The following is a 26,068-nucleotide window of genomic DNA, read 5'->3' as shown; positions in this document are numbered from 1 at the left end:
GGTGGCGGAGAGGTGGGCGGTCGGATGCGGTAGTGTCGGTCCAACCGTTGGTCCTTGACGGGCCCGGAGACCGATCGGAGGTACGACGTGGCGATCTTCGCCGACTTGAGCGAGTCGCGTGAGCTCTTGTATAACCTCACGATGAGGGAGGTGAAGGGAAAGTACAAGCGCACAGCACTCGGACAACTCTGGTCATTGGCCAACCCGCTCGCTCAGATGGTGATATACTCATTCGTCTTCCAATTCGTCATCCGTGTGCAGCCTGACGCCGGCGATCCCTCGGGGCTGAACATATTCGCCTTGTGGCTGATGTGCGGCATTCTCCCATGGTCATTCTTCACCAACGTGGTGAATGGTGGCATGGGCGCGCTCGTCGGTAACGAGAACCTAATTAAGAAAGTATATTTCCCCAGGTCGGCGCTCCTGGTATCAAACTCGTTGTCATGGCTGTACAACTGGGCTATGGAGATGGCCGTGCTCGTGGTTGCGATAGCGATACTGGGCGGGCGTCCATGGTTATGGATTGTGCCGACGCTGCTCTTAATGGGTCTACTTGCACTTTTTGCAACCGGTGCGGCCATGATGATGTCCATGGCGAACGTGTACTTCCGAGACACGCAGTATCTGGTCGGAATCCTCTTTCAGTTGTGGTTCTATGCGAACCCGATAGTGTATCCAGCGTCGATGGTCGCTGCGCAGTCGGACAAGATCGGCCCGTTCCTGGGGGTTACTGTAATGGAGCTTTATAAGCTCAATCCCTTCTACTACTACATTATGGCGTTTCGGAACCTCTTGTACGACAACAGGCTCCCCGATCCGTCCACCATCGGCATTGTGGTGGTACTGTCGGTCTCTGTGTTCCTCATCGGCTGGAGGCTGTTTGATCGGCACCAGCCACGACTTGCGGAGGTGCTCTGAATCTTGAGCCCGAATGCGGCTATTTCGGTCAATGGTGTCTCCAAGCGCTTTCGCATCTACAAGGAACGGAATCAAACGCTGAAGGCGGCCATACTCAGGCGCAGGCGCTCGGTTTATGAAGACTTCTGGGCGCTGCGGGATGTTGACTTGGAGATTCCCCAGGGGTCCACCTACGCGCTCGTGGGGGACAACGGTTCAGGTAAGTCAACCCTATTGAAGTGTTTGGCCAAGATACTTGTGCCAGATGGCGGCACCATCACCACGCGGGGCCGGATGGCGGCGATGTTGGAGGTGGGATCTGGATTTCACCCGGAGCTCTCCGGTCGCGACAATGTCTACTTAAACGGTTCCATCCTGGGGATGAGTAAAAAGGAGGTGGATGCCAAGTTTGATGAGATTGTGGACTTTTCGGGCGTTGAGGAGTTCATTGATCAACCGGTAAAGAACTACTCGTCGGGGATGTATGTGCGCCTCGGATTCTCTGTGGCCATCCACACGGAACCGGAAATCCTGTTGGTAGACGAGATCCTTGCGGTTGGCGATGCCGCATTTCAGGAGAAGTGTGGGGAGAAGTTCGCCGAGTTCCGCCGTGACGGGCGTACCGTGGTTCTGGTGTCACATTCGATGCCTCAGATCCGTGCAATGGCCGACCGCGCGGCATGGCTGGCTCATGGTCGGATTCGGGATGAGGGGGAGGCGAAGGTGGTTCTGGAGAAGTACGCAGACTCGACACGTGCCAACGTCCGTGTTGATGCTAACGGACGCGTTCGCTGGGGAAGCGGTGAAGCGCGTGTCGAACAAGTAGAACTGCTCGACCGCCACGGAACGCCTACCGGGGGGCACGTGTGCACAGGTGATGAGGTCATTATGCGCCTGCACTACAATGCCGAGACCCGGATCGAACATCCACATTTCGGATTCGCGATGGAGACGAGTGACGGAGTTTATCTCTGGGGCAATAATACTCGCGACCTCGAGTTCGACGTCCCGTATCTTGAGGGGAGGGGCAGCGTGGACCTGACTGTTCCGCGATTGCCTCTGCAACCCGGCCAGTATATTATTCACGGCTCAATTGTTGACACGTCCACGCTGCACGTGTACGACTATCTACGGGACAGTGCGCGGCTGTACGTTGCGCGCGGCATACCATTTGAGTCGGGTGGCCCGCTAATTATGGACGGGCGCTGGAGTTGGCCAGCGGAGGTACATGAATGAACACGATCGCCACGCCCGCGCGCACGTCCTTGCCGCGAGTCCTCGTTGTTACATTAGATGCATTGACGCAACGTATGGCGGGCCCTGCTATCCGCGCGTGGGAAATCTCCTCTCATTTGGCCGAGCGTGGTCACCGCGTCCGCTTAGTCACATTCGGTAAGTGTGAACGAAGCGACGTTCGATTTGGAACTGCTCAGGTCAGCGTAGAGAGCTTCCGTGCGGAAGTCGAAGGCGCTGATGTAGTGATCATCCAAGGCTTCGTCGCCGCGACGTTTCCGTGGCTGAAAGACGTGCCTCAATGTTTAGTCGTGGATCTCTACGATCCGTTCCAACTGGAATCGTTGGAGGTTGAGAAGTACAAGCCGTTGCCCGAGCGCCACGCCGCACTGGCCAACGCGTTGCGGGAGCTTTCCGCGCAGTCGGTGCGCGGTGACTACTTTATCTGTGCCTCAGAAAAACAGCGCGATCTGTGGATCGGTCACTTGGCTTTGGCTGGTCGTGTTAATCCGGAGACCTATGATGCGGACCCGTCGCTTCGCTCGCTTTTAGGCGTCGTTCCGTTCGGTACTTCTGATAGTCCTGCCATCCAGTCTCGGCACGCGATTAAGGGCGTGATCCCGGGGATCGGTGAGGACGACCCGGTCATCCTGTGGGGAGGCGGCGTCTACAATTGGTTCGACCCGCTCACGACGATACGCGCGGTGGTGCGTGTTCGTGACACGATTCCGAATGTGCGGCTATTCTTCCTAGGGATGAAGCATCCGAATCCTGATGTCCCTGAGATGACGATGGCGGTGCGCACGCGTGCGCTTGCGGATGAACTCGCACTCACTGGGACTACGGTGTTCTTTCATGAAGATTGGGTTGTCTACGAGGATCGTGTAAATTATCTCAAGGATGCCGATGTTGGTATTTCCACCCACTTCGACCATGTGGAGACGTCGTTCTCCTTCCGCACCCGGATCCTGGATTATTTGTGGGCGGGGCTTCCGATAGCCTGTACGGCGGGCGATTCGTTCGGCGATTTGGTGGCGGCGGAGGATCTGGGAGTGGTCGTCTCCGAGTGTGACGATGCGGCCCTCGCCGCGGGAATCCTTGATATTTTGAATGATGCGGGGCGTGCGCAGCGGATTCGGGACAACGTAGCACGAGTGGCTGAGCGGTATACATGGTCGCGGTCGCTGACGCCGCTGTTAGACTATTGTGCGGCTCCAAGGCGTGCGGCCGATGCGGCCCGGTTGACAACGGGCGGAGGGTACCCCGGCGAGTCGGGGCTCCCGGTGATGACGAAGGCGGGTATCGCGCTGCGTAGCGCGGTGCGGGTGATGCGTACTAGTGGCGTGTCCGGCGTCATTTCGAAGACCAAGATGCGGTTGGCGCGCAGCGGCCGGCGAGGGCGGTAGCAGCTGAAGTGATTACGAAAGCGGGAACCGTGGGGATGCGGCGCGTCTTCGGATGGATACGCCGGCGTCGGGTGGACTTATTGATTGCCGCCATTCTGTTGGTTACTTCGTTGGTGGCCTCGGCTGTCACTATTTTCCGTGCACCCCAGGTCAGTCCGATCGACGAGATCAGTCACATTGATTACGTCTGGCGGGTTATGCACGGCGAGCTTCCACATCGTGGGGATGAGCTCACAGATTTCGCCTTGAACCAGTGGGCTTGCAGAGGGCAGGAAAATGTCGGCGATTCTCTGCCCGCGTGCGGTACGACGGACCGCGCAGAATTCGACATCATCACGGAGAACTACAACGCTTGGCAACCACCGTTGTTCTTCGCTGTTGTGGGAGCGATGACCCGTGTCGGGATGATGCTGACCTCCTTTGATGCGGTCGTTCTGATGCGGTTGGCGTGCGCTGTCATTTTCGCCGTCGGCTTGGTCTGCCTGTATGCGATCATGCGTCGCTGGGGCGTACCCGCTGCGGTTGCTTTCGGTTGCTGCGCCCTTCTATTCGGAATGTCAGCTTTCGCGTTGACGTCTAGTACCGTGTCCACGGACGCGCCATTCCTGTTGGTCGGTGTCGGCGCTGCGTGGGTGCTGAAGCGTGAGGCCAGAGACGAGAAGCACGGCTGGCATATTGCGCTGCTCGTCGGTCTGCTCTCAGCTCTGGTTAAGACCATCGCGTGTGCGGCCGTGTTAGTGGTTGCGGTTGTGTTGGGGGTTACTGGTCTTTACCGGTTGCTGCGGCACCGTGCTGACGGATGGCGTTGTGGCTTTACCGCGCTCGGGGCCGTCGTGGGTGTCGGAATTGGGACGCTGACTTGGAACGCGTACGTGTCCGCGCACACCCCCGCGGGCTGGCAGAATCCGGTGCTCGGTGTCAACACAGTGGTGCTGGAGAGCGGCGAGCTGCCGTTCCTGCACTGGCTGGCAACCGGTACGAGCGTGTTCGGGTGGTCCGGCTTCTGGGAACCTGTACAAACGGTTACCTATCTTGGCAGCTTTACCCAGGGGATCGCTGCGCTGCTGCTGACCGCTGCGCCGTTCATGGCTGTGCTGGTGCTGAGCGGTCCTGAACGTAAATTGGGTTGGGTAGGGTTGCTCGGCCCGTTTATGGTGGTGATGTTCGTCGAGGTCCAAGAATGGCTCCGTGAGCACGCCTATTTCGCTACTGTCTTTCCTCGATATGGACTCTCGCTTGTTGCGCTGACGGCTCTGTGTTTGGCCGTTGCGCTCCGAAACAGGTCGCGTACGACTCAGGCGCTCACCGCGTTAGGAGGGACGTTGATTGCGGTGCTCAGCGTGCTCGACGCCATGGGTATGGGGGTCTTGTCGGTATCATGAGCGCGGTCGCCGGCGTCTGGGCCGTTGTTGTCAGCTATCACCCGGGGCAGGAGCTTCGGGGATTGCTTGAGTCACTTACTGAACAGTGTGAGGGCGTCGTCGTAGTAGACAACGGCTCTGACGCGGACGAACTGTCCGGTTCCTCAGGTATACGCTCGCTGTGTCACGCCGTGGGAGCCGTCTTGGTTGAGCAGGGGGCTAACACGGGCGTGGCCACGGCTCAGAATCGCGGTATATCGGTCGTGCGTGCGCGGGGCGCACGTTTCGTGGTGCTGTTCGACGACGACTCCGCACCGTCCGACGGAATGATTGCAAAGCTCCGCGAGGCGCTAGCCCAGGGCGACCACGGCCGAGTAGCGGCTGTGGGTCCGTTGATTCGAGAGAACAAGCCGGGCGGTGACCAGTTGGTCTACGTTGCTCGGCGCTGGGGGCCCCGGCGGGCCACGGTCGACGAGTTGCGATCTCCCCGGCTATCTGCCGCCTTCTTGCTGGCCTCCGGCTGCCTGATTGATCTGGACGTCTTAGCAGAGGTCGGGGGAATGAATGAGGCCATGTTCATTGACCACGTGGATCTCGAGTGGGGCCTGCGCGCCCGCAAGGCGGGCTATGCCCTGCTAGTGGCTACCGGAACGGTCATGAATCATTCTCTCGGAGATGAGACGGTTCAGCTGCCGGGGCGAGCACAGCCCGTCCATGTTCACGGGCCGATACGCGGTTACTACCTGATGCGAAACACGATCGCGCTGATACGGTCCGGCCTCATGCCCGTTGCCTGGAGGGTCGGCTACTTGGTGTGGATGTTGAAGTACATTGCCTTCAACGCACTCATCGCCGACAGACGCCGTGAGCGTCTGCGCGCAATGAGTCGTGGCATCGTGGACGGGCTGCGCGACAGGGGCGGCCCGGCTCCCTTTTGACGGCTGGCGGGGCTTCAACGCTTAGCGACCGTGCGTCTGATGACGCGCACGGCACGCTTGACGACGGCCACAGCACCTTCACGCTGGAACAGATCCTGCGTCTTGAGCAGCATGCGGTGGGTTCGTGATACAGGTGGCGCGTCAGGGACCGGTACAGCGACGTAGGCATCGACCCGCGCGTCTACACTGGAGAAAGGCTCATCGTCGGCGACGTCCTTCCAGCCGCTGTGCGCGCGGTGTCCGTGCTCGCGTACGGCAAGTGCGACGTCGATGAGGATGTTCTCGTAGACCACGGCTTGGAGGTACGGGGAATAGTTAAGCAGTGCTTCCCGGCGCGCATGGGCGCCCACGCGCGCGCGTACTCTGGGACTTTCGAGCAGAGTCTCGAGCGCACGCTCCCACTCTTGAGGCGTTTTAGCGAGGTAACCGGTCCGTCCATCGTCGATGGCCTCACGGAAGGGTTGAGTTGGCGAGGCGATCGTGGGAGTCTCGACCAGGGCTGCCTCCAGCCACTTAATGGCTGATTTGGACTCGTTGAAAACGGAGTCTCCGGTCAGTGGCGCCAGACAGATATCGGTATCGCGCAGGGCCCGCGGCAACTCTTGCCAGTCAAGGAAGGGGAGACGCTGCACGCGGTCTCCGAAGCGCTGCAGGGCAGTGGTGGGCTGAATGTGGCCGCCGAGAACCAGGACCACGTCTTGGTGTCGTTCCATGACCGCGGTGACTGTGGACTCAATGCTCGCCCAGTCGGCGTCGTGCGTAGTGGTGCCCGAGAAATACCCAATACGCGGGGGTCCAGGGGTGCGGGGAGAGGCGACAGCTGCGTCGGAGGCGCGGGCCAATATTCTCCCGACGCCGTTGGCGAAGCGGTATGCGGGCAGTCCTGTCAGCTCGTTCGCCCGGTCGCACAGAACTTGTGTCGATCCAATATAAGCGTCAGAGTTCTCTAGTGTGGTGCGATAGCGCTCGACACCGTGCCACCACAGATCTGCCTCCGCATCGGAGAGTCCATCAAGGTTATCTAGCGTGCCACGTAGCGACGGATCGAAAATAAGATCATCGACGTCGAATAGAATCGGCACGGTCCGGTCCGAGTCCTTGATACTGTTGATGAGCTCCAATATCTGATTGGTGGCAGGAACTCGGTAGAGAACGACGGCGTCCGCCTTGCCGGCGATCTCGGTGAGCTCCGGATCACGGTAGTGACGGACGTCAGTGTTGTATCCGCGTATTCGTAGCGCCTCGGCGGGCAAGTGCACCCGGTACCGCAGCGGGGCGCCAGAGATACCGACAATGAACAGGATCCGGTGCAAGAGACTGCGTTGGGCATCGCGCACTGCGGCCTGTGAGTCCGCTTGTGCCGAGGGCGCCGACGGGCCGTCGACTAGATCTTCGTAAAGCTTGAGAATGCCGGCCGCCTGATCGGAGAAAGTGCGGATAGGTGAGGATGACCCCCGGCCCGTCATTGACCTGGCGTTGCTGGGATCGGAGGCGAGTTCCCTCAGGGCATTGGCTAAGGCCTCGGGGTTGCCCGCCGGAATGATCAGTCCGTTGAAACCATCCTCCACCGCCTCCTCAGGGCCGAGCGTATCCGTACACACCACACCCAGGCCCGCGGCGAGAGCCTCGCGAGTCAGGATCGAGTGGGACTCACGCATGACAGAGGGCAGTACAAGGAAGTCGTGCTTTGCCAGTACCGTCGGCAACTCCTCCGGGGCAAAGGCGGGCTCGAGTCTGACCCAGGCGGGAAGACTCCGAACATGTGCGTCGTGCGTGCCATAAGCGTCAAGGACGAGCTCGGAGACATCTTCGAGTCTGCGGCATGCGTCCACCAGAACATCGAAGCCCTTCATCGCCTGGGCACCACCGGCGTACATAAGGCGTAGAGGGCCGGCCGCTTCGCGTGGGCGGAGCGCCGCCGTCCGGGTGAGTGTGGCGAGCTGCTCATCCGGTAGCCCGTTCTCATCTACACGCAGAATGGAAGCGTCCACGCCGTTGGCGGCGTAAACGCGGGCAGCGCTGGCGGACGGTGCGAGTACCACATCGACGGCGTCCAGCGCGCGGCGCATGCGTGCAGAGCGTTCCCGAAGGGCTGGTCCGCCGGTCTCACAGTCGCACGCTCCCAGATCGGCGACTAGCGAAGTCGGGCGCATGTCCTCGTTAACCAGGAACTGGTGGGAGCAGAACCACCAGAAGTCGTGCATGGTCAGCACCACGCGGGCACCGGCATTGTGGGCGGCCTCCACGAGTCCGACACCCAGAGTCTGAATCGAGTGAAAGTGGACCACTTGGGGACGAACTCGGTCAAGCCATGTTCGGAAAGCGGCAGTCGCCTCAGGATTGTCCCAGTTGCGTTCATCGTCCCAGGCCGTCCATGGGGTCGTCACCAGCCAGGTGACGTGTACGCCTTCAACATCCTCGTCCCAAGTCTCCAGCGGACGGCGGTTCTCATCGAGGTACCCCGCGTAAACGTAGGACTCGTGTCCGGCTCTATGCGCGGCGAGGGCGACCCGCTGCGGCACGAGGGTGCCGCCGGAAACGAAATTCGGAGGATAGTGTCCTGACACCTGGGCGATCCGCATGGGACTCATGCTACCGGCACCGTCTTGTGCTGACGGTCGTGGCGCGTCGCCGTATGCTGGCGTTCATGACCGACTCAACGCCTGTCGACCCCCATACCGACCTGCGCACAGCCGACCGCATGTTTCGTCAGGCGCTCGCAGCCCGGGCAGAAAGCGCCGAAGTACAGGGCCTCAAGCAGGAGATTGAGGAGTATCGAGCGCTGGTGACAATGTTGAGCGCGGGTATCCGCTTGCGGGACCAGTTGCTGCAGGAACAGGCGACGCGGGTGCGGGAGGAGACGCTTCGAGCGGACAGGGCCCAAGATGAGTTGCAGGCGGCGACGTCGTCGGAAGCGTCGACCGCACGCAAGGGGCATCCCGTGCTGGGTAGGCTGTCGCGGCGGGTGGCCATGCCGATCCGTGGAACCCGCCGGATTATCGGGACAATGGCTGGGAAGAACCGATGACAGCGGTCGATGTCTTCATTAGCCCGGGCAGCGACGAGGATGAGGAGCGTACCCTCGCAGCGTTTGGTCTGGTGCGCCGGGAGCAGGATCGGGCATGCGTCACCCCTTGGCGCGAAGCCGTTGTGCGTCCAGAAGCGTCTCACGTGTTGCTGCTGCGGGCTGGCGACAAGGTTGAGTCGGGAGCCCTGGAAGCATTGTCGTGCTTTGCTCAGGCATTTGAGGCCCAGGTCACTACGATGAACGCCAGGACTCCTTTCGGCGTCATACACTCTCCGCGCTGGCTGCCGCTGTTGCTGGAACAACTGCCCTACGGTGGGCGTGCGGTGCTAATCGAAGGCGGGTACGCCGCGAAGAAACTGCCACAGTTGGAAGACTCGATGTCGGATTGGGAGATCTTGCTGCGAGTCACGTCGGAGGCGGAGCGGATCGTCCACTGCCCGGTGACGGCGGTGGTACAGGCCACCACGACCAGCATGGCGGCACAAGCAGATCGCCCGAAGCTGACACGCATGTTCCGCGCTGCACAGGGGCGTTCCGCGGAATCAGTCGTTCTGTCCTCCGCGGGCATGCCACTCGTGCGGCATAGGGACGATGCTTCTGAGCACGTGTCGATCATCGTGCCAACCGCCTTCGCCAGTCGGCGCGTCGACGAAGCCACAGAGGTGCTGGTAGAGCGTCTATTGCGGGCACTCGTACGCACAGTCGAACATGACCGCTGGGAGGTCGTGCTTGTTGTTGACGAGACAACCGCGGATTCAGCGGTGACGCCTTGTCGGGAAATCCTTGGGAATCGTCTACGCGTGGTCCGGACGAGCGGTCCGTTCAACTTCTCCGTGGCCGTCAACGAAGGCGCGAGGCAAGCCGCGGGAGATGTTCTGCTGCTGCTCAACGATGATGTTGAACCCATCACCTCGGGTTGGATGAACAATCTTCTAGGTACGCTCGCCAGGCCAGAGGTCGTGGTTGTCGGTGCCCGACTGCTGTTTGAAGACGACACCATTCAACACATGGGAGTGGTCTGCCCTCCCGGTGAGTTACCCATGCATCCTCGGATCTTCGAGGTTGACGATCCGGGTCATCCTCAGGCGCAGGCGGATGTTCCGTATCTGGCGGTGACGGGTGCTTGCTTGATGTGTACAGCCGCCGACTTCCGGGCCGTCGGCGGATTCAACGAAGACCTGCCTCTCAATTTCAACGACATTGACTTCTGCCTCAAGGCGGGTACTGACGGCAGAGCCGTGATTTGCGTGAACTCGGTACGGATGCGGCATCGTGAGTCCTCTACTCGTCGTCCGCAGATCACCTCTGAGGAGATCGCCTCCCTGCTGCCATGGCAGCACAGCATGATGCGTGATCCGCATATCGAATACCGACACTGGTGACCGGCGAAGGTTAAGTAGCGTCGGGCCCTCGGCGGGACACCACTCGCAGGGCCCCACGGATCAATTGAGTTACTTGGTGCGGCGCAGGCCTGACACACGACGCATGGTCAGAAGACTTCCGCCGCCCATGACGAGATCCGCGACGGTCAGCACCACGCGGGACAGCAGCACCACCGCGACGACGCCGCCGGTGGTCAGCGAGCCCGCCAGGACGAGCCCGAGCACACCCTCGCGCACGCCGGCGCCCGCGGGAACGAATACGATCAGGAAGCCGACGGTCCAGGCCATGGCGTACCCGCCGATGCACAATGCCAGTGTGGCCGGCGAGCCGGCCATTCCAATGCCGATACCCAGCAGCCACACCTGAATGCCGGCGACCGCCCAGGCGACGAGTGTCCAGGCCGTGCAGGCGCCGATCCCGGACCAGCTGACCGGATGTTCCAGCGGAGGCCGCCCCGTGAGCCGGAAGACCAGCGCGAGTAGCCGGTTGAGGACCGGCGGCAGCAGCATGACGACGAAGACGGGGAGTGTCCAGCTCACCCAGCCGTAGCTGTCGCGCAACTGGTCTGAGGCGAAGGGCATCATCACGACCGCCAGCGCGGCGCCGGTGACGATGGAGACGATTACCGTCACCGCCATGACCGACACCGAGCGGCGGCGCGGAATGTCATGGTCTGCACCGAGCTCCGCCGCGGCGAGGATGTTCCACACCCCTCCGGGCATGTACTTGCCGAGCTGGGAGACGAAGAAGACGCGGAAGGCCGCGCTCAGCGGCAGCGTTGTGCCCATGTCCGCCAGCAGTACCCGCCAGGCGAGCATGGTCAGCAGCACGTAGATCACGCCGGCCAGCAGTGAACCGAGTAGCAGTAGCGGATTCATGCCGGCCATGGCGGCCACGATGTCATCCCACTGGGAGACGACCGCATACACGGCCAGCAGGACCACCAGCACGAGAAAGCCAACCCGGACCGGCGTGGAGCGCAGCGCATCCACGGTCTTCTTGATGAGCAGGCTCACCGAGTCGCCTCCGTGGTACGAGCGCGCTCCAGGGCAGCGACCAGCGGGAGGACGGCCTGCTCGGGCACGAAGGCCGCCGCGGCGGCCTTGGCGCGCTCACGTGCGTCGCGCAGTGCCGTCGGATCGGTTGCCAGACGCTCCAGGGCGTCCGCCAAGGCGCGGGGATCACCCGGCGGGACCAGAATCGCGCCGTCGCCGATCGCGCGGCGTTGCGGGGCGGTGTCGGAGGTGACGACGGCGCATCCGGCCGCCAGCCCTTGGTAGACCTTGTTCGGGACGACGTCGAGCGCTTTGTCGGTGGTGCCGACGATGCCGAGGCAGACGTCGTGCTCGGCCACCACACGGGGCAGCTCGGCGGAGTCCACCCAGTCGCGCCACTGAACCATCCGCTCGGCCGGGGAGCCGGCCAGGATCTGTTCGCATTCGGCGCGATCCTGCCCCGCTCCGATCAGCAACGTTCGCACCGGCACACCTCGCTCAGCAAGTTGCCGCAGCGCGTGAGCGATGTATGGCGTGCCTTGCAGCGGAGTGAACAGCCCGAAAAAGACCAAGGTGAGGGGGCGTCCTGTGTTCCGGGCGCCGTCGTCGTCGCCGCGTGCCGTGGCGGCGCCCTCTCCGGCCTCATACCAGGAAATGGGGGCCCCGACCGGGACGATCACCCCGCGGTCGGTGATGGAGGCGTCAAGCTTGGCGGCGTGCTCGGCGGTGTCCAGCACTACCACATCGGCGCAGTGTGTTGCCATACGGTCGAGGACGGACAGAAGCTTTGCCTTGGCCCCATCCTCGCCGCGGTCGCGGGCGGTGCCGGAGGCGAAGATCAGGTGGTCCAGAATGATCGTCGTGCGGGGGTAGAGCAGACGGGCCAGCAGCACGTCGAAATGACCCATGTAACCCACCAGCAGGGCATCGGGCTTGTGGGAGCCGCGATAGCGGCGACTGCCGGCGGCCAGACGAGACCAGCGCGAGGTCAGTCGCCCGGCAAGAACCGGGAGTCGCCAGGGCTGTTTGAGGATCGCGACCCGGTCGGCGGTGCTCAGTCCCAGGGGCTCATCCAGCTCGCGGACCTTGTTGCCGGGTGTGCGACGCAAGCCCTCCAGAAGCACCTCGACGCGCGGATGCGAGGCGACGTCATAGGTGCCGAAGCCCAGAACCCTGCGCACGTCTCAGTCTTCCTGGCTGTTGGGATCGTCCCCGCCCGGCAACAGGCCGGGGATGAGGGCGGCTCTGATACCGGAGATCTGCGTGTCGTCCACGCGCCCATACTCGATGTTCTTCACCCGTTCCAGAGTCTCCTCGATCAGCACCCGGTTGGTGCGCTGCAGGTCGGCGATCACCAGCAGGGCCACACACAGCAGGGCCGCCACCAGCATCGTGGTGCCGAAGACCAGCGACTGGATGTGACCGCCGGCGGTGCCCATGCACCACAGGATGAAGAAGCGGACGAACGGAATGGCCCCGACGATCGCGAAGAACGCTGCCAGCCAGCCCAGCACCACGTGCGGTTTGAACATCAGGTAGGAGCGGGTGATCGCTCCACCGGACTTGGCCATGTGCTGGAAGATGTTGTTGAACAGGCGCGATTCACGCGTCTTGGGGTTGGTGGTGATCGGCACCGACGCAATGCGCAGCCGCTTGTTGCCCGCCTGAATGATCGTCTCCATGCAGTAGGAGAACTGAGTGATCACATTGAGTTTGAGCAGGGCGTTCTTGGAGTAGGCGCGGAAGCCGGAGGCGGCGTCGGGCAGGCGGGTGCCGGCCGCGTAGTTGACCACCTGGGAGCCGAAGTGCTGCATGCGCTTCTTGAACCAGGAGAAGTGAGCGATCTTGGCGGTCTGCCGATCGGCGATGGCGATGTCGGCCTCGCCGCGCACCACCGGGGCCACCAGGTCGCCGATGTACTCCTGCTTGTACTGGTTGTCGCCGTCGGTGTTGACCACAATGTCGGCGCCGTGCGCCAGGGCGTAGTCAACGCCGTCCCGGAAGGAGCGGGCCAGGCCCATGTTGCGGGCGTGGCGCACGAAGTGCTTGACCCCGTGCTCTCGGGCCACCTCCACGGTGCGGTCCTTAGAGCCATCGTCGATGACGAGGATCTCGATCTCGTCGACCCCCTCGATCTGACGGGGAATCGTGTCCAGGACCAGGCCTAGCGTCCCCTCCTCATTGAGACAGGGGATCTGCACGAACAGCTTCATGAACTTCCTTCTCGGATGGGAGCGCCGGCGAACGCAGGTAGGTGCGTCGAGCACCGCGATGGTGTGACGTGGCCAAGCCTACAAGCTGCCCGCCATCCGGGGCGGCACCGGATGCCTACACAGGGGCGAGCTTCAGCGCCGGCCGATGCCCGCGTAGGTGAAGCCGGCGGCCTTCCAATCCTCGCGCGGCAGCGCATTGCGCCCGTCGATGACGATGCGGCGGGCCACCAGCTCGGCGGCCTTGGCGGGGTCGAAGGTGGTGAACTGCTTCCACTCGGTTCCCAGCACGATCAGGTCAGCGCCATTCAGCGCCGCCTCAATACTGGAGGCGATCTCGTAGGGCAGGCCCTCGCGGTCGGCCAGGATGGGGCTGGCCGCCGGGTCCATGACCACCACAGAGGCGGACAGGTCCGTGAACTCCTGCGCCAGGTCGAGTGCGGGGGAGTTGCGCATGTCGTCACTGTCCGGCTTGAAGGCCGCGCCGAGGACCGCCACCCGCTTTCCAGCCAAGTCCTCGCCCAGCAGCCGACGCGCGGTGTCCACCACGGAGTGGCGTACGGCGTCGTTGACCTTGTCCACTTCGGCCAGGAAGCCAAGCGACTCGCCGACGCCCAGTTCGTTGGCGCGGGCCTGGAAGGCGCGAATGTCCTTGGGCAGGCAGCCTCCACCAAAGCCGATACCCGCACGCAGGAACCGCTTGCCGATGCGGTCGTCCAGGCCGATGGCGCCGGCCAACGCGGTCACGTCGGCGTCGGCGGCGTCGCAGATCTGAGCCATGGCGTTGATGAAGGAGATCTTGGTGGCAAGGAAGGCATTGGCGGAGATCTTCACCAGCTCCGCGGTCTGATAATCCATCACCAGCCGGGGCTTACCCGCCTCGATAATCGGCCGGTACAACTCGTCCAGGACCGCCTGTGCGTCCGCCGCGGCCCGCTCGTCGTCGGGCAGTCCGTAAACCATGCGGTCGGGGTCGAGGGTGTCCTTGACCGCGAAGCCCTCGCGCAGGAACTCCGGGTTCCACACCAGGGTCACGCCGGTAGGGGCGACCTGCTCGGCCAGGCGGGCGGCGGTACCCACCGGGACGGTGGACTTGCCGGCGACGACCTCCGGTCCGTCGGTGCACTGGCCCAGGTGCGGCAGCATGCCCTCGATGGCTGCGTTCACGTAGGTGAGGTTCGCGGCACCGGTCTCCGACTGGGGCGTGCCCACGCCGATGAAGTGCACCTGCGCGCCGGCGATTGCCGCGTAGTCGGTGGTGAAGGTCAGCCGCCCGGCATCCACGTTGCGGCGCAGGACATCCTCGAAATCGGGCTCGAAGAAGGGGGCCTTGCCCTGGGACAGCAGCTCGACCTTGCGGGCGTCGACGTCAACCCCCACCACCGTATGGCCCAACTCGGCCATCGAGGCCGCGTGCACAGCGCCCAGGTATCCACAACCAATTACCGAAATACGCATGTGGGAAGGCTAACGGACTAGGCAAGGACTTGGCGCGTGTCGCGTCGCAGAGATGGCCACATTTTCGGACTCGTTGCCCACAGGGGTGGGGGGTGGGTCACGTCCCCATGAGGCGCACCCCGCTAGCGTTCACGAACTCACAGCTCGATCGTGGGCACGTAGGCGTCCAGGCGCTCCATGGAGTCGCCCGGCGTGAACCCGGTCGCCTCGATCTTGCTCAGGTCCAGGGCGCTGCGAAGCGGGCGCGGGGCGATGCCCTCCTGCCCGGCGTAGTACTCGGCGGTGGACACGGGAGTGACCTCGTCCGCTCTGTGGCCCACCAGTTCGTAGACGCGCTTGGCGACGTCGCACCAGGAGACCACGGGCCCCTCACCGGACAGGTTGTAGGTGCCGTACTCGGCGCCGGTGCACAGCAGGTGGATGATGCCGGCCGCCAGGTCGGTGGTGAAGGTGAGTCGGCCGGTCTGGTCGTCCACCACCTTCGGAGCGATGCCGCGCGCGGCCAGGGAGGCCATGGTCTTGGCGAAGTTCTTGCCGTCACCCACCACCCAGGAGGTGCGCACCAGGTAGTGCTTGGGAGTGGCCTCGACGGCGGCGTCGCCGCCCGCCTTCGACTGGCCGTACACACCCAGCGGGCTGGGGGACTCATCCTCCGTGTGCGGCTCAAGCGTGCCGTCGAAGGTGTACTCGCTGGAGATGTGCACCAGGGTCAGATCGTGGCGGGCCGCCTCCCGGGCCAGGTTTGCCGGGCCGGTGGCGTTGGCGCGCCAGGACAGGGGCCGTCCCTCGGGGGTCTCGGCGCCGTCGACGTTCGTCCAGGCGGCGGCGTTGATGATGATGTCGTAAGCGGACCAGTCCCAGGCGGCCATGGCGTCGGCGTCGGAGATGTCCACCTCCGGCAGATCCACGCCGGTGGGGCTGAAGCCGGCCGCGGGCAGCTGCTTCATGAGCTCGCGGCCGAGCTGCCCCTTGCAGCCGGTGACCAGCACGCGCCTGCCATCCGCGGTGGCGTCGGTGGCTGCGAAGGGGACGACGTCCGCCAGGCGCGGGTGGGCGCGGTCCTTGTCGGACTGGATCGCCTGCTCCAGCGGAATCGGCCACGGCACGGCGACGGTCTCATCGGCCAGGTTCAAGAAGGTGTACTGGGCGTCGGGCGACCAGTGATCGTTGACCAGGTAGGTGTAGGCGGTGTTCGGCTCCAGCGTCTGGTAGGCGTTGCCCACACCCTTGGGCACGAACACGGCCACCGACGGGTCGATCTCGGTGGTGTACACGGTGCCGAAGGACGGCCCCTCACGTAGGTCCACCCAAGCACCGAAGACGCGCCCGGTGGCCACCGACACGAACTTGTCCCACGGCTCGGCGTGGATGCCGCGGGTCACCCCGACCTCGTCGTTGAAGGAGATGTTGTTCTGCACCGGGCCGAAGTCCGGCAGCCCCAGGGCCGTCATCTTCTCCCGCTGCCAGTTCTCCTTGAACCAGCCCCGGTTGTCGCCGTGCACGGTCAGATCGATGCGCAGGAAGCCGGGAATCGGGGTGGTCTCAACACCGAGCGGCTTGAGCAGCTCGATGCCGTCGGTGCGGTCGGGGGTGTCGGCCGTGTCAGTCATGGTTCTCCATCTGGTTCGCACTACGGTGCCGGGCTGACGGCGAGCGCCGCAAGCCGTCGACCCACCTAGCCTAGACCTGTAGGGCATCCCGTCCCTCCCGGCTGGGCAAATGCCGTCTCTCGGTCGAGGAAACCGCACGTTCACGCGCCATGGCAGGGGTACCTCACTGGCAGCAACCTGGATAGGCCCACCCAGCCAATGCCGCTAAGCCCGGGTGGTTGGCTTCACTCCAGGCAACCCAGGAAACAAACAGAGTCTCCATAGCCGCCTCAATACCTGCTAGCATTCCCTGGCGCGAGCTTCCGGCGACTGTTTGCGAGATCTTCTCGGTCGTGTTGACGAGACTGCGTGCTGCTGCGGCATGCGCAACTCCTGCATGGCGGGGTGCGACAGCGCCGGCGTTCCACTCCTCTCCGGTCGGCTTGGGGTGCGGGCATCGCGTCGAGCAACGAGGAGAATAATCAATGGATGCAGCAACCGGGTCGAGCCAGGCGGGACGATCGCGGTGGCCCCTTGGAAGCCGCAGGCGCCTCGGGGCCGCGCTGACCATGCTGCTTTTGCTCGTCGTCGGGGTCGGCTGGGTGCTGTGCTCCCCATCGGGCGGCTCTCCCGACGATGACTACCATCTGGGAAGCATATGGTGTCCGCGTCCGGTGGCGGAGTCTTGTCAGACCAAGACGATCGACAACGTTACGCAGGTCCTGGTGCCGCAGACCATCGATGATGATTCGCTCTGCTATAAGAAGCACCCGGAGACATCTGCTGCTTGCCGGATGTCCTATTCGGACGAGACGACCGCCTATACGGCTCGTTATGACGACGGGAACTATCCGGTGGGTTACTACCGTTTCCATCACGCCCTCGTCGGTAGCGACGTCACCCGCTCGGTGATCTTAATGCGTGTTGTCAACGTCCTCATCGCAGTGGCCCTGTTGGGAACGATTGCGCTGCTGTCGCCACCCGCACTGCGTGCCGGCTACATTGCCGCGGTCGGATTCGCCTGGATTCCAATGGGCGTATATTTCGTAGCTTCCAATAATCCCAGTTCGTGGGCGCTGACTGGGGTGCTTGCCTACGCCTCCGGCTTATTCATGTCGCTCAGGGCTGAAGGTAAGCGCCAGTGGCTGCTGCTGGGGCTGGGCGTCGTTGGGAGCGTGCTCGCCTGCATGTCCCGTGGCGACGCGGCCTTCTTCCTCTTCGTGGTCTCCCTGGCGCTGCTTCTGGGGGTGCGTTGGCGGCGGCAGATCCGTGTCCATGCGCTGGTCGCGGCTGTTGTTGGCTTTGCTGGAGTTTGGGTGATGCGGAGCACGGGGCAGGGCGGCTACGCCTCCGGTGAGGGGGCTCAGCCTCCGCCAATGACTCGTACCCGGCTGTTCGAGATCGTTCAGGGTGTGCCTCAGTTCCTGGCGGGTATGTATGGGCGCCGCTGGGGTGGAGGTTGGTGGGATGTCCCCATGGACGGCGTGATCACCATTGGCGCGCTGAGCCTCGCCGGTATCGCGCTGTTCATGGGAGTCCGGGTGATGACCTGGCGTAAGTTGTTGTCGGCGGGAGTTATTCTCGGGGCGCTGGCGGGAATGCCCGTTGTGTATGCGATTCTCAATGGCTTGCCGAATGTCTATGTCATGGTTCAGCCCCGCTATGTGCTGCCGTTGCTGGCGGTGTTCTACCTCGTGCTTTTTCTCACCGACGACTCGCGTACGATGATGACTCGTACGCAGGCGATGCTGGTCGTCGTTGTGTCCACTGCGGTGAGTTCCGCTGCGGTTCATCGACTACTGCTCCGGTATACGCAAGGCATTGAGGACATCAATCGTGTGCCCTTTAACCTTGATGTCGGCGTCCAGTGGTGGTGGAACATTCCTATCTCCCCGATGCAGCTGTGGGCATTGGTCACGGCCTGTACCCTCTTGGCCTCCACGATGCTGGTGTGGTTGGTGGGCGGCGGCAGGTCACGGCCGGTTGAGCGCGAGACTCCCGCTGCCTCCGCGGCCCCGACGGCGGAGTCGCCTGCTGCCGCGTGACCTGGAGGTGGGCGGTGTGGGCCATCGCCGGGGGAAACGCCGGCGGCGTTTGTTCAAATCTGGGTGGCGTGTGTATGCTTTCGAACGCTAGCCATGATTGAAAGCTGATGAACGGATGGTGTTGCCTGTGACTTCTCCAGATAAGGGGACCCTTTCTTTGAAACGGTCGCAGTTCGATGTGCTCTACGCGTACTTGCGCGCCGGAGAGCCGCTGACTCAGCGGCAGGTCCAGGCGGCGACCGGCATGTCGTTGGGCAGCGCCAACGCTGCGGTGCGCGAGTGTGAGGCACTCGGGCTGCTGGCGGACCGCTCCCTGACTGACGCGGGTGCAGCCGCGTTGGAACCGTACCGCGTGACCAACGCCGTCGTACTCGCTGCTGGGCTCTCCGAGCGGTTCGCTCCGATTTCCTACGAGCGTCCCAAGGGAACCCTGCGGGTCCGTGGGGAGGTGCTCATCGAGCGGCAAATTGAACAGCTACTTGAAGCCGGAATAAGCGACATCACCGTCGTTGTCGGATACAAGAAGGAGTACTTCTTCTACCTGGCGGAGAAATACGGCGTCCGAATCGTCGTCAATGATGAGTACGCCACGCGTAACAACAACGGTTCTTTGTGGCGCGTACGCGACCGGCTCGACAACACCTACGTGTGTTCCTCGGATGACTACTTCACCGTTAACCCCTTCGAGTCGCACGTCCATCACGCCTACTACTCGGCCCAGTATGCTGAGGGCAGCACCGACGAGTGGTGTATAACCGTGGGCGCAGGTGATCGCATTACCGGCGCGACTATGGGCGGTGCCGACGCCTGGACGATGCTCGGTCACGTCTACTTCGACCGGACCTTCTCGGCAGCGTTCCGCCAGATCCTTGAAGAGGTGTACCACCTGCCGGAGACCGCCGCAAAGCTGTGGGAAGCGATTTACCTCGACCACGTCAGCGACCTTGACATGCGAGTGCGCCGCTACCCGGCTGGCGTCATCAATGAGTTCGACTCGGTTGACGAGATCCGTTCTTTCGATCCGTTGTTCATGGAGAATGTGGACTCGGAGGTGTTCGACAATATTGCCTCGGCTTTGAGCGTGCCAAAGGCAGAGATCGTCGACTTCTATCCGCTCAAGCAGGGCATCACGAACCTCTCGTGCCACTTCAGCGCCGGCGGCCAGGAATACGTGTACCGTCATCCAGGCGTCGGCACGGACCAGATCGTTGATCGGCAAGCTGAGTTTGATGCTCTGTTCCTGGCCCGGGAGCTCGGCATTGACCGGACATTTCTCGCGGGCGACCCAGACAAGGGGTGGAAGATATCCCGTTTCATCCCCCACTGTCGTAATCTAGACGTGAACCGTCCTGGTGAGTTGGCGCGGGCGATGTCCATGGCGCGCAGTCTTCACAACAGCGACCGAGTGCTCGCGCGCAGCTTCGGTTTCGTGGAGGAGGGGCTGCGCTACGAGCGCCTACTTACCGCCAACGGTCCCGTCGATGTGCCCGGATATGGCGAGCTGCGGGAGAAGATCCTTCGGCTTAGCCGCTATGCCGATGCCGACGGCTTCCCGGTCGGGCCCAGCCACAATGACTTCTTTCCGCTGAACTTCCTCGTTGATGAGCACGGGCACATCGATCTTATCGACTGGGAGTATGCCGGTATGTCCGATGTTGCTAGCGACTTCGGCACCATGGTCGTGTGCGCCCAGCTGAGCGGTGAGCAGGCTGAGGAAGCGCTATTCGCCTATTTCGAGGGCGAGCCCACTCCCGTTGAGCGACGTCACTTCTGGGCACACGTCGTTTTCGCCGGCTGGTGCTGGTATGTATGGGCGTTGGCGAAGGAAGCGGAGGGGGATGAAGTGGGGGAGTGGCTGTTCATCTACTACCGCCATGCCGTCGACTACGTTGATGCGCTGTTGGCCTCCTATGAGACAGACACTCCGTTGTTGAGCGCGCCGGCGCCGCGCCTGTCGGCGGGAGCGGTGGCATGAGGTACGGGGTGATCAGCGGGGCGCTGTGGGGCCTCGACACCGTTGTTCTCGGTATGGCCCTGGTACTGGTGCCGTTTCTCGGCGTTGGGAACGCGACGCTAACCGGCGCCGTTCTGCACGACACCACGTGCGCTATTGTGCTTGCGCTATATATGGCAGCGCGGGGTCGGCTGCACGATACCGCGGCGGCCCTGCGCACTCGTAGCGGTAAGATTGTCATGCTTGGGGCGCTCCTGGGTGGTCCCTTCGGAATGACCGGCTACCTGATTGCGATTGATAACATCGGTCCTGCCTACACCGCGATCATCTCCACGTTCTATCCCGCCGTGGGCACCCTGCTGGCCGCGATTCTGCTCGGCGAGCGTATGAGACCGCGACAGGTGGTGGCGCTGGTGGTGGCACTGGCGGCAGTGGTACTTATCGGATGGTCCTCCACGGAGTTCGATGTTCCCGGCTCAGCGCCGGTCGGTGTTCTTGCCGCGCTCGCGTGCGTGTTGGGCTGGGGCTCTGAGGCCGTGCTGTTGGCCTGGGGCATGCGTGATGACACGGTTGACAACGAGACTGCGCTGCAGATTCGCGAGACCACGTCCTCACTGGTCTATTTGCTAGTGGTTGCACCGTTGTCCGGGATCCTTGGTTTCACCTTGGCGTCTGTGGCAACGCGGGCCGCCTCGGTCGTTGCGCTTGCCGGAATTGCGGGTGCGTTCTCATACTTGTTCTACTACAAGGCCATCGGCACAATCGGGGCGTCGCGAGGCATGGCTCTGAATATCTCGTATTCGGCATGGGCGGTACTGTTCGCCTTTCTGCTCCAAGGGTCCGTGCCCACGCCGCTGCAGATCGCGGGGTGCCTCGTCCTGCTGGTTGGAACGGTACTGGCGGCTACGCCGGACTGGCGTACGCTGGTGACCTTTCCGGGGGCTGGACGCGATGCGGCCTGCCCTGACTCGCCAACTGATGACGGCCCAGATCAGACGGGAGATGCCAATGCCTTCTCACGCGGCTGACCAGCGGCAGCTTGACCACATCCACGTGCTGCTCACCCGTTTGCTAGGCGAGTTCGATCGGGTGTGCCGCGAGTTGGGGATCCAGTACGCCGTCTACGGTGGCACCGCCATCGGAGCGGTTCGCCACCGGGGATTTATTCCGTGGGACGACGACGTTGACGTGATGCTCACGCGTGCAGACTACGAGCGGTTCCTGTGCGAGGCCCCCGCCGTCATGGGAGGGGAGTTCGAGCTGCACAACACCCGTACCGTCCCCGAGTTCCCTTTTATGTTCACCAAAATGGTGCTCAAGGGAACGCTTTTAATCCCCGAAGCGGATAAGGACTCGAGCTATCGCATGCCTTTCTTCGTCGACGTCCTTCCGGTGGATAATATTCCTGACGACGACGGCGCCATGCGTTCTATGAGCCGCCGGAGTTGGCTTTGGGGCCGCCTGCTGTTTCTGCGAGGTACTCCCCGCCCCTACCTTATCGGCATCACCGGAGTGCGCCGCCGCCTGATCTATGCGCTCACAACTCTGGTGCACTGGGGCCTGAGGCTGACTCGAGTCTCGCCCGCCGCGCTGCAGCTGCGGTGGGAGAAGGCAGTACGCGCTTACGAGCACGAGGACACGGGACGTATGGCCGACTTCACCATGCGCGATCCCTACAATTGGGTAGTCACCCGCGAGGAGTTGTTCCCCACCCGCGACGTACCTTTTGAGGACATCACCGTAATGCTTCCGCACAACTATGACGCCTTGCTGAGCCGCGGTTACGGCGACTACATGGCCCTGCCGCCGCCGGACCAGCAGCGTAATCACCGGATGCACCTGGTCGACTTCGGGCCGTATGCCGACGAGTTCGAGGAAGGACGGTCATGAGCGGCGACGAACCATCGGAGCAGCTCGCCCAAGTCCAGCGCGCGACTACGCTTGTCCTAGAGGAGCTTGACCGCGTGTGCATTGACCTTGGAGTCCGCTACACCGTCTACGGCGGCACCGCTATTGGTGCCGTGCGTCACCGGGGGTTCATCCCCTGGGATGACGACGCCGATGTGTGCATGCCCCGTCCGGATTACGAGCGCTTCCTTGACCAGGCTCCCGCTGTGCTGGGCGAGGCCTTCAAGATTCACTCGCCGCGTTCCGATCCCGACTATCCTCAGACTTTCGCTGTTCTAGGACTGGTGGGCAGTGAGTTCGTTTCGCAGGCGGCGCGGGATCGCCCTTACCGCATGCCCATTGGAGTGGATCTGTTCCCGCTCGATTCCTTGCCTGACGATGGCGCCTCCTACCGCCGCCAAAGGCGAAGTACCTGGCTGTGGGGGAGGCTGTTGTACCTGAGAGGAACCCCGCACGCGCAGGTTGACCTGCCGGCCCCCCTGACCCATCTCGCTACCGGCGTGCTGCATGTTGTCCACTGGACGATGCGTATGCTCGGCGTAAGTCCGCGCCTGCTGCAGAGCCGGTGGGAGCGCAGCGCGAGACGCTTCGAGGGAAGCCACACCGAGATGCTGGGTGACTACTCGACCACAGACCCGCGCCACTGGGCAGTGCGTCTGGACGAGCTCTTCCCGGCCCGCCGGGTGCCCTTTGAGGGGATTCGTGTCATGCTGCCTCGCCAGTATGATGCCGTCCTGACCCGCGGTTATGGTAGCTATATGGAACTGCCGGCGGAGGATGAGCGGGTGAACCATGCGGCAGCCTGGGTGACTTTTGGGCCCTATGCTTCACCGGAGGACTAGGCGTGGTCAGTGGCGACAGGCGGCAGTTGGGCCGCGACTACGTGTGGAATACCGCGGCCTCGCTCATGAGCTCGCTTTCCCTGGTAATCATGCTCACGGCGGTTACTCGCACCGCCGGAATTGCCGCGGCCGGGGTCTATTCCCTGGCGATCGCCGTCGGCCAGCAATTCCAAACCCTGGGTATGTACGAGGTTCGCACCTATCATGTAACCGACGTCTCCGGGCGCTACGCATTCGGGAACTACCTGGCCACCCGCATCGTGACGACCGTACTCATGATTGGGGGGATCGTAGCGGCGACCATGGCGGGGGCTAATCCTCGCGACGGACTAGTTAGCCTCTTGGTGGCTATGCTGCGCATATTCGATGCGGTTGAGGATGTGTTCTACTCCGAGTTCCAGCGCAATGGGCGGCTGGACATAGGAGGCCGTGCCTGCTTCTGGCGAATCACTACCACGACCGGTGTTTTCGTCGTGACCCTGGTGGTGACTCATGACCTGATGAGTGCCACCATTCTGACGTTGGTGATGTCCAGCATCGCCTTCGTTCTGCTGTACCTGCCCGCGGCACGGCGCCTGTTCTCGGTGCGACCATGCTGGGACTTCAGCCGGATCTGGTCCCTGCTCGTAGAATGCCTGCCGCTATTCCTCGGCTCTTTCCTAGCGATGTATCTGACCAATGCGCCGAGGTACGCTATTGAGGAGTTCCTGGACTCTCAGGCGCAAGGCGTGTTCGCTATCATTTACATGCCGGCAGTAGCCATCAATATGCTTTCCCTGTTTGTGTTCCGGCCATTGCTCACCCCGATTGCCTCCCGTTGGGTCGGCGGTGACAGACAGGGGTTCGCCAGGCTTGTTCGCCGGGGCCTGGTGACCACTTCCGGGGCGTTCGTCCTGGTGGCGTTGGTTTCGCTCGTGGCGGGGCCGTGGATCCTGCAGCTTGTCTTCAATCAGGATGTCTCGGCTTATCTGCCCGAGCTCATGATATTGGTTGCCGGTGGTGCCTTCAACGCTGTGGCGGTCATCCTGTACTACGCCCTGACAACTATGCGTCGTCAGGTTCTGGTCTTTGGAGGCTACGCCGCCGCCGCCGTCGTCGTCCTGGTGCTCAGCCGCCTGTTGGTGCCGATTTGGGCGCTGATGGGAGCGGCCCTGTCATACGCGGGGGCGATGCTCGTGCTCGCCCTGCTGTTCTTACTTCTGTCCCTGCATTCAGCGCGGCTGGCCGGTGCGCAGACGCACGCGACGACGCGTCGGTAGTACGCTGAATGCCGGTCACCCCCATCACTTCAGAAAAGGCCGCTTGTGCACCTCGCTATCGTTACGAACTCCTATCCGCCTCGTCTCGGCGGGCTCGAGTCCCACGTCTCCAACCTCGCTCAGGGGCTGGACGACTTGGGACACCGGGTGCACGTCCTGACGATCTCGTCTGAGCGCTCCAGGCGCAACGACGGCGGCGTCAAGGTTCTGACGGGCCGTGCCCACCTGCCGATCGCGGAGGTCATCTCCTTCCCGGGGCCGGGAACGGCCCGGGCAATCGCGCAGTACCTGCGGCGTGAGCACGTCGACGTCGTTTCTACACACACACGCTTCTTCCCCATGAGCCTCGTAGGGATGCGGGCTGCACAGGCGGCGGGGCTTCCCGTCATTCACACCGAGCACGGGAGTGGTTTCGTCGCCTCTCCTTCCCCCATTATCACCGTGGGCTCCCGCGCCGTTGACCTTACTGCGGGCCGATATGTTCTGCGCCATGCCGACCGGGTGCTCGGTGTCTCGCCCGAGGCGGCTGCATTCGCTCGACGTCTAGGTGCTCCACATGCAGACGTGTTCTACAACGCGATTACACCATCAGTCTTCACGGATGCGGTTCCGGACCGGCCTGACCACCTGGTGTTTGTAGGCCGAGTTGTGGCGGGAAAGGGATGGGACACCTTCCTGCGGGCGGTGTCGGCGTTGCGAGCGGCAGGGCAGGACGTGACCGGCGAGTTGCTGGGCGACGGAGCTCAGCTCGCTCAGGCCCGTCAGGAGTGCAGGACGCTGGGGTTGAACGGAGTGGTCGCGATACGCGGTCGTGTACCGCAGGAGCAGGCGCGCGCAGCCCTGCGCGGAGCGACGCTGGTCAACCCTACGGTGCTGTCTGAGGGATTTCAGACCACCCTACTGGAGACAATTGCCGAGAGGGGGCGGGTCGTGACGTTTGAGGTTCCCGGCGCTCAGCTGCTGAGGGAGTCGGGGGCGCCGGTGAAGATCTGTCGTGAGCGGAGCCTGGACTGTCTGGTGACGGCTCTCCAGGAACTCTTGGATAATCCGCCGGTTCCCGCATCACGGGAGCTCATCGATCCCTGGACTTGGCCGGTACGCGCACGTGAGTACAGCAAGGTGGTCGGTGAAGTACTCGCCGGTCGCTGAGTCCCATGAATGCTGATTCTAGGGCCCGCTACTTGGTGTCGGGTCCGGCATGCGGATGTCGGGGGAAATGGGAATCCAGACCCGCCTGGGTTACAATTAGATTGAGGATTGCGATGTTTTCCGTCAGAATCCGTGTCTCGTCCTCGAGACGGCTAATCTCCAGTGAGTGATGGAGCGTAACCCCCAGCAATAGAAAGATCGCCAGTACGAATAGCAGGTTTGAAGGAACTTCGAATCCGAGGAGGTGGGCCAAGGACGATAGCAGTCCGGGGACCACCGCCAGTAGAACGATGGCTATTCCCACGAGAATCCACAGCGCGGCGTATTTTTCTCGCAGTTTGCCGCCGCGCAGCAGCGTGAAGACAAAAGCGACAACGAGGGCGGCGATGAGGAGGTAGAAGAGCTGGGACATA

The 26,068-nt window shown here is 62.8% G+C and carries 21 protein-coding genes; 14 read left to right on the top strand and 7 right to left on the bottom strand.

Annotation, left to right across the window (positions count from 1 at the left end):
• The first annotated feature begins 87 nt into the window (after window positions 1-87).
• From ACGLYG10_RS01035 to ACGLYG10_RS01015, 5 genes are read left to right on the top strand one after another with little or no spacing between them, the layout of a single operon-like run.
• A complete protein-coding gene (locus ACGLYG10_RS01035; RefSeq protein ID WP_073327181.1) occupies window positions 88-918 on the top strand; it encodes an ABC transporter permease in 831 nt (276 codons plus the stop codon).
• A gap of 3 nt (window positions 919-921) precedes the next feature.
• Entirely contained in the window at window positions 922-2,133 is a 1,212-nt protein-coding gene (locus tag ACGLYG10_RS01030) for an ABC transporter ATP-binding protein (protein WP_073327179.1), read from the top strand.
• Window positions 2,130-3,536: a glycosyltransferase family 4 protein gene (locus ACGLYG10_RS01025; RefSeq protein ID WP_073327178.1), complete on the top strand. Its 1,407-nt coding sequence runs from the start codon at window positions 2,130-2,132 to the stop codon at window positions 3,534-3,536. Before ACGLYG10_RS01030 ends, ACGLYG10_RS01025 begins: the two co-directional genes overlap by 4 nt.
• An 8-nt stretch (window positions 3,537-3,544) precedes the next feature.
• On the top strand, window positions 3,545-4,918 hold the full coding sequence (locus tag ACGLYG10_RS01020; protein ID WP_170866421.1) for a glycosyltransferase family protein: 1,374 nt from the start codon (window positions 3,545-3,547) through the stop codon (window positions 4,916-4,918).
• The gene (locus tag ACGLYG10_RS01015) at window positions 4,915-5,835 is read left to right on the top strand and encodes a glycosyltransferase family 2 protein (RefSeq protein WP_073327175.1); all 921 of its coding nucleotides are present in this window, start codon (window positions 4,915-4,917) and stop codon (window positions 5,833-5,835) included. Before ACGLYG10_RS01020 ends, ACGLYG10_RS01015 begins: the two co-directional genes overlap by 4 nt.
• A gap of 14 nt (window positions 5,836-5,849) precedes the next feature.
• On the opposite strand, the gene ACGLYG10_RS01010 is transcribed toward ACGLYG10_RS01015, so the two are convergent.
• Entirely contained in the window at window positions 5,850-8,417 is a 2,568-nt protein-coding gene (locus ACGLYG10_RS01010; protein WP_073327173.1) for a glycosyltransferase, read from the bottom strand.
• Window positions 8,418-8,482: 65 nt separating this feature from the next.
• Here ACGLYG10_RS01010 and ACGLYG10_RS01005 point away from each other — a divergent pair, with 65 nt between their 5' ends.
• Together ACGLYG10_RS01005 and ACGLYG10_RS01000 are read left to right on the top strand one after the other, a co-directional pair.
• Window positions 8,483-8,863, top strand: a complete 381-nt coding sequence (locus ACGLYG10_RS01005) for a hypothetical protein (RefSeq protein WP_139240681.1) — start codon at window positions 8,483-8,485, stop codon at window positions 8,861-8,863.
• Window positions 8,860-10,245: a glycosyltransferase family 2 protein gene (locus tag ACGLYG10_RS01000; protein ID WP_073327170.1), complete on the top strand. Its 1,386-nt coding sequence runs from the start codon at window positions 8,860-8,862 to the stop codon at window positions 10,243-10,245. The genes ACGLYG10_RS01005 and ACGLYG10_RS01000 overlap by 4 nt, the downstream gene beginning before the upstream one ends.
• Before the next feature lie 69 nt (window positions 10,246-10,314).
• Here the strand turns inward: ACGLYG10_RS01000 and ACGLYG10_RS00995 are convergent, their stop codons facing one another.
• From ACGLYG10_RS00995 to ACGLYG10_RS00975, 5 genes are all read right to left on the bottom strand, one after another.
• Entirely contained in the window at window positions 10,315-11,262 is a 948-nt protein-coding gene (locus ACGLYG10_RS00995; protein WP_211482952.1) for a lysylphosphatidylglycerol synthase domain-containing protein, read from the bottom strand.
• Window positions 11,259-12,422: a glycosyltransferase family 4 protein gene (locus tag ACGLYG10_RS00990; RefSeq protein ID WP_211482951.1), complete on the bottom strand. Its 1,164-nt coding sequence runs from the start codon at window positions 12,420-12,422 to the stop codon at window positions 11,259-11,261. Before ACGLYG10_RS00990 ends, ACGLYG10_RS00995 begins: the two co-directional genes overlap by 4 nt.
• A gap of 3 nt (window positions 12,423-12,425) precedes the next feature.
• Window positions 12,426-13,454 (bottom strand): glycosyltransferase family 2 protein, encoded by a 1,029-nt coding sequence (locus ACGLYG10_RS00985; RefSeq protein WP_073327169.1) that lies wholly within the window; start codon window positions 13,452-13,454, stop codon window positions 12,426-12,428.
• A gap of 132 nt (window positions 13,455-13,586) precedes the next feature.
• Window positions 13,587-14,909 carry a UDP-glucose dehydrogenase family protein gene (locus ACGLYG10_RS00980; protein WP_073327167.1) on the bottom strand — a complete coding sequence of 441 codons (1,323 nt, stop codon included), beginning with the start codon at window positions 14,907-14,909 and terminating at the stop codon, window positions 13,587-13,589.
• A 137-nt stretch (window positions 14,910-15,046) separates the two neighbouring features.
• On the bottom strand, window positions 15,047-16,519 hold the full coding sequence (locus ACGLYG10_RS00975) for a sugar nucleotide-binding protein (protein WP_073327166.1): 1,473 nt from the start codon (window positions 16,517-16,519) through the stop codon (window positions 15,047-15,049).
• Window positions 16,520-16,983: 464 nt separating this feature from the next.
• On the opposite strand from ACGLYG10_RS00975, the gene ACGLYG10_RS00970 reads away from it, so the two are divergent.
• The 7 genes from ACGLYG10_RS00970 (at window position 16,984) to ACGLYG10_RS00940 (ending at window position 25,655) form a co-directional block, all read left to right on the top strand.
• Complete coding sequence (locus ACGLYG10_RS00970) at window positions 16,984-18,543, top strand: DUF2142 domain-containing protein (protein ID WP_083565260.1); 1,560 nt, start codon at window positions 16,984-16,986, stop codon at window positions 18,541-18,543.
• A 115-nt stretch (window positions 18,544-18,658) separates the two neighbouring features.
• A complete protein-coding gene (locus ACGLYG10_RS00965; RefSeq protein ID WP_073327163.1) occupies window positions 18,659-20,518 on the top strand; it encodes a phosphotransferase in 1,860 nt (619 codons plus the stop codon).
• Complete coding sequence (locus ACGLYG10_RS00960; protein WP_083565258.1) at window positions 20,515-21,525, top strand: DMT family transporter; 1,011 nt, start codon at window positions 20,515-20,517, stop codon at window positions 21,523-21,525. The genes ACGLYG10_RS00965 and ACGLYG10_RS00960 overlap by 4 nt, the downstream gene beginning before the upstream one ends.
• Window positions 21,506-22,387 carry a LicD family protein gene (locus ACGLYG10_RS00955; RefSeq protein ID WP_073327161.1) on the top strand — a complete coding sequence of 294 codons (882 nt, stop codon included), beginning with the start codon at window positions 21,506-21,508 and terminating at the stop codon, window positions 22,385-22,387. The genes ACGLYG10_RS00960 and ACGLYG10_RS00955 overlap by 20 nt, the downstream gene beginning before the upstream one ends.
• Window positions 22,384-23,247 (top strand): LicD family protein, encoded by an 864-nt coding sequence (locus tag ACGLYG10_RS00950; RefSeq protein WP_073327160.1) that lies wholly within the window; start codon window positions 22,384-22,386, stop codon window positions 23,245-23,247. Before ACGLYG10_RS00955 ends, ACGLYG10_RS00950 begins: the two co-directional genes overlap by 4 nt.
• Window positions 23,248-23,249: 2 nt before the next feature.
• Window positions 23,250-24,506, top strand: a complete 1,257-nt coding sequence (locus ACGLYG10_RS00945) for a lipopolysaccharide biosynthesis protein (protein ID WP_170866420.1) — start codon at window positions 23,250-23,252, stop codon at window positions 24,504-24,506.
• Window positions 24,507-24,551: 45 nt separating this feature from the next.
• On the top strand, window positions 24,552-25,655 hold the full coding sequence (locus ACGLYG10_RS00940) for a glycosyltransferase family 4 protein (protein ID WP_073327158.1): 1,104 nt from the start codon (window positions 24,552-24,554) through the stop codon (window positions 25,653-25,655).
• Window positions 25,656-25,683: 28 nt separating this feature from the next.
• On the opposite strand, the gene ACGLYG10_RS00935 is transcribed toward ACGLYG10_RS00940, so the two are convergent.
• On the bottom strand, window positions 25,684-26,067 hold the full coding sequence (locus ACGLYG10_RS00935; protein WP_073327157.1) for a DUF2304 domain-containing protein: 384 nt from the start codon (window positions 26,065-26,067) through the stop codon (window positions 25,684-25,686).
• Between the last annotated feature and the right edge of the window lies 1 nt (window position 26,068).

The organism is Actinomyces glycerinitolerans, from assembly GCF_900098745.1.
GTDB classification, from domain to species: Bacteria; Actinomycetota; Actinomycetes; order Actinomycetales; family Actinomycetaceae; genus Actinomyces; species Actinomyces glycerinitolerans.
Note: the sequence above shows the minus strand (reverse complement) of the source record. Positions and strands in the feature narration are given on the sequence as shown.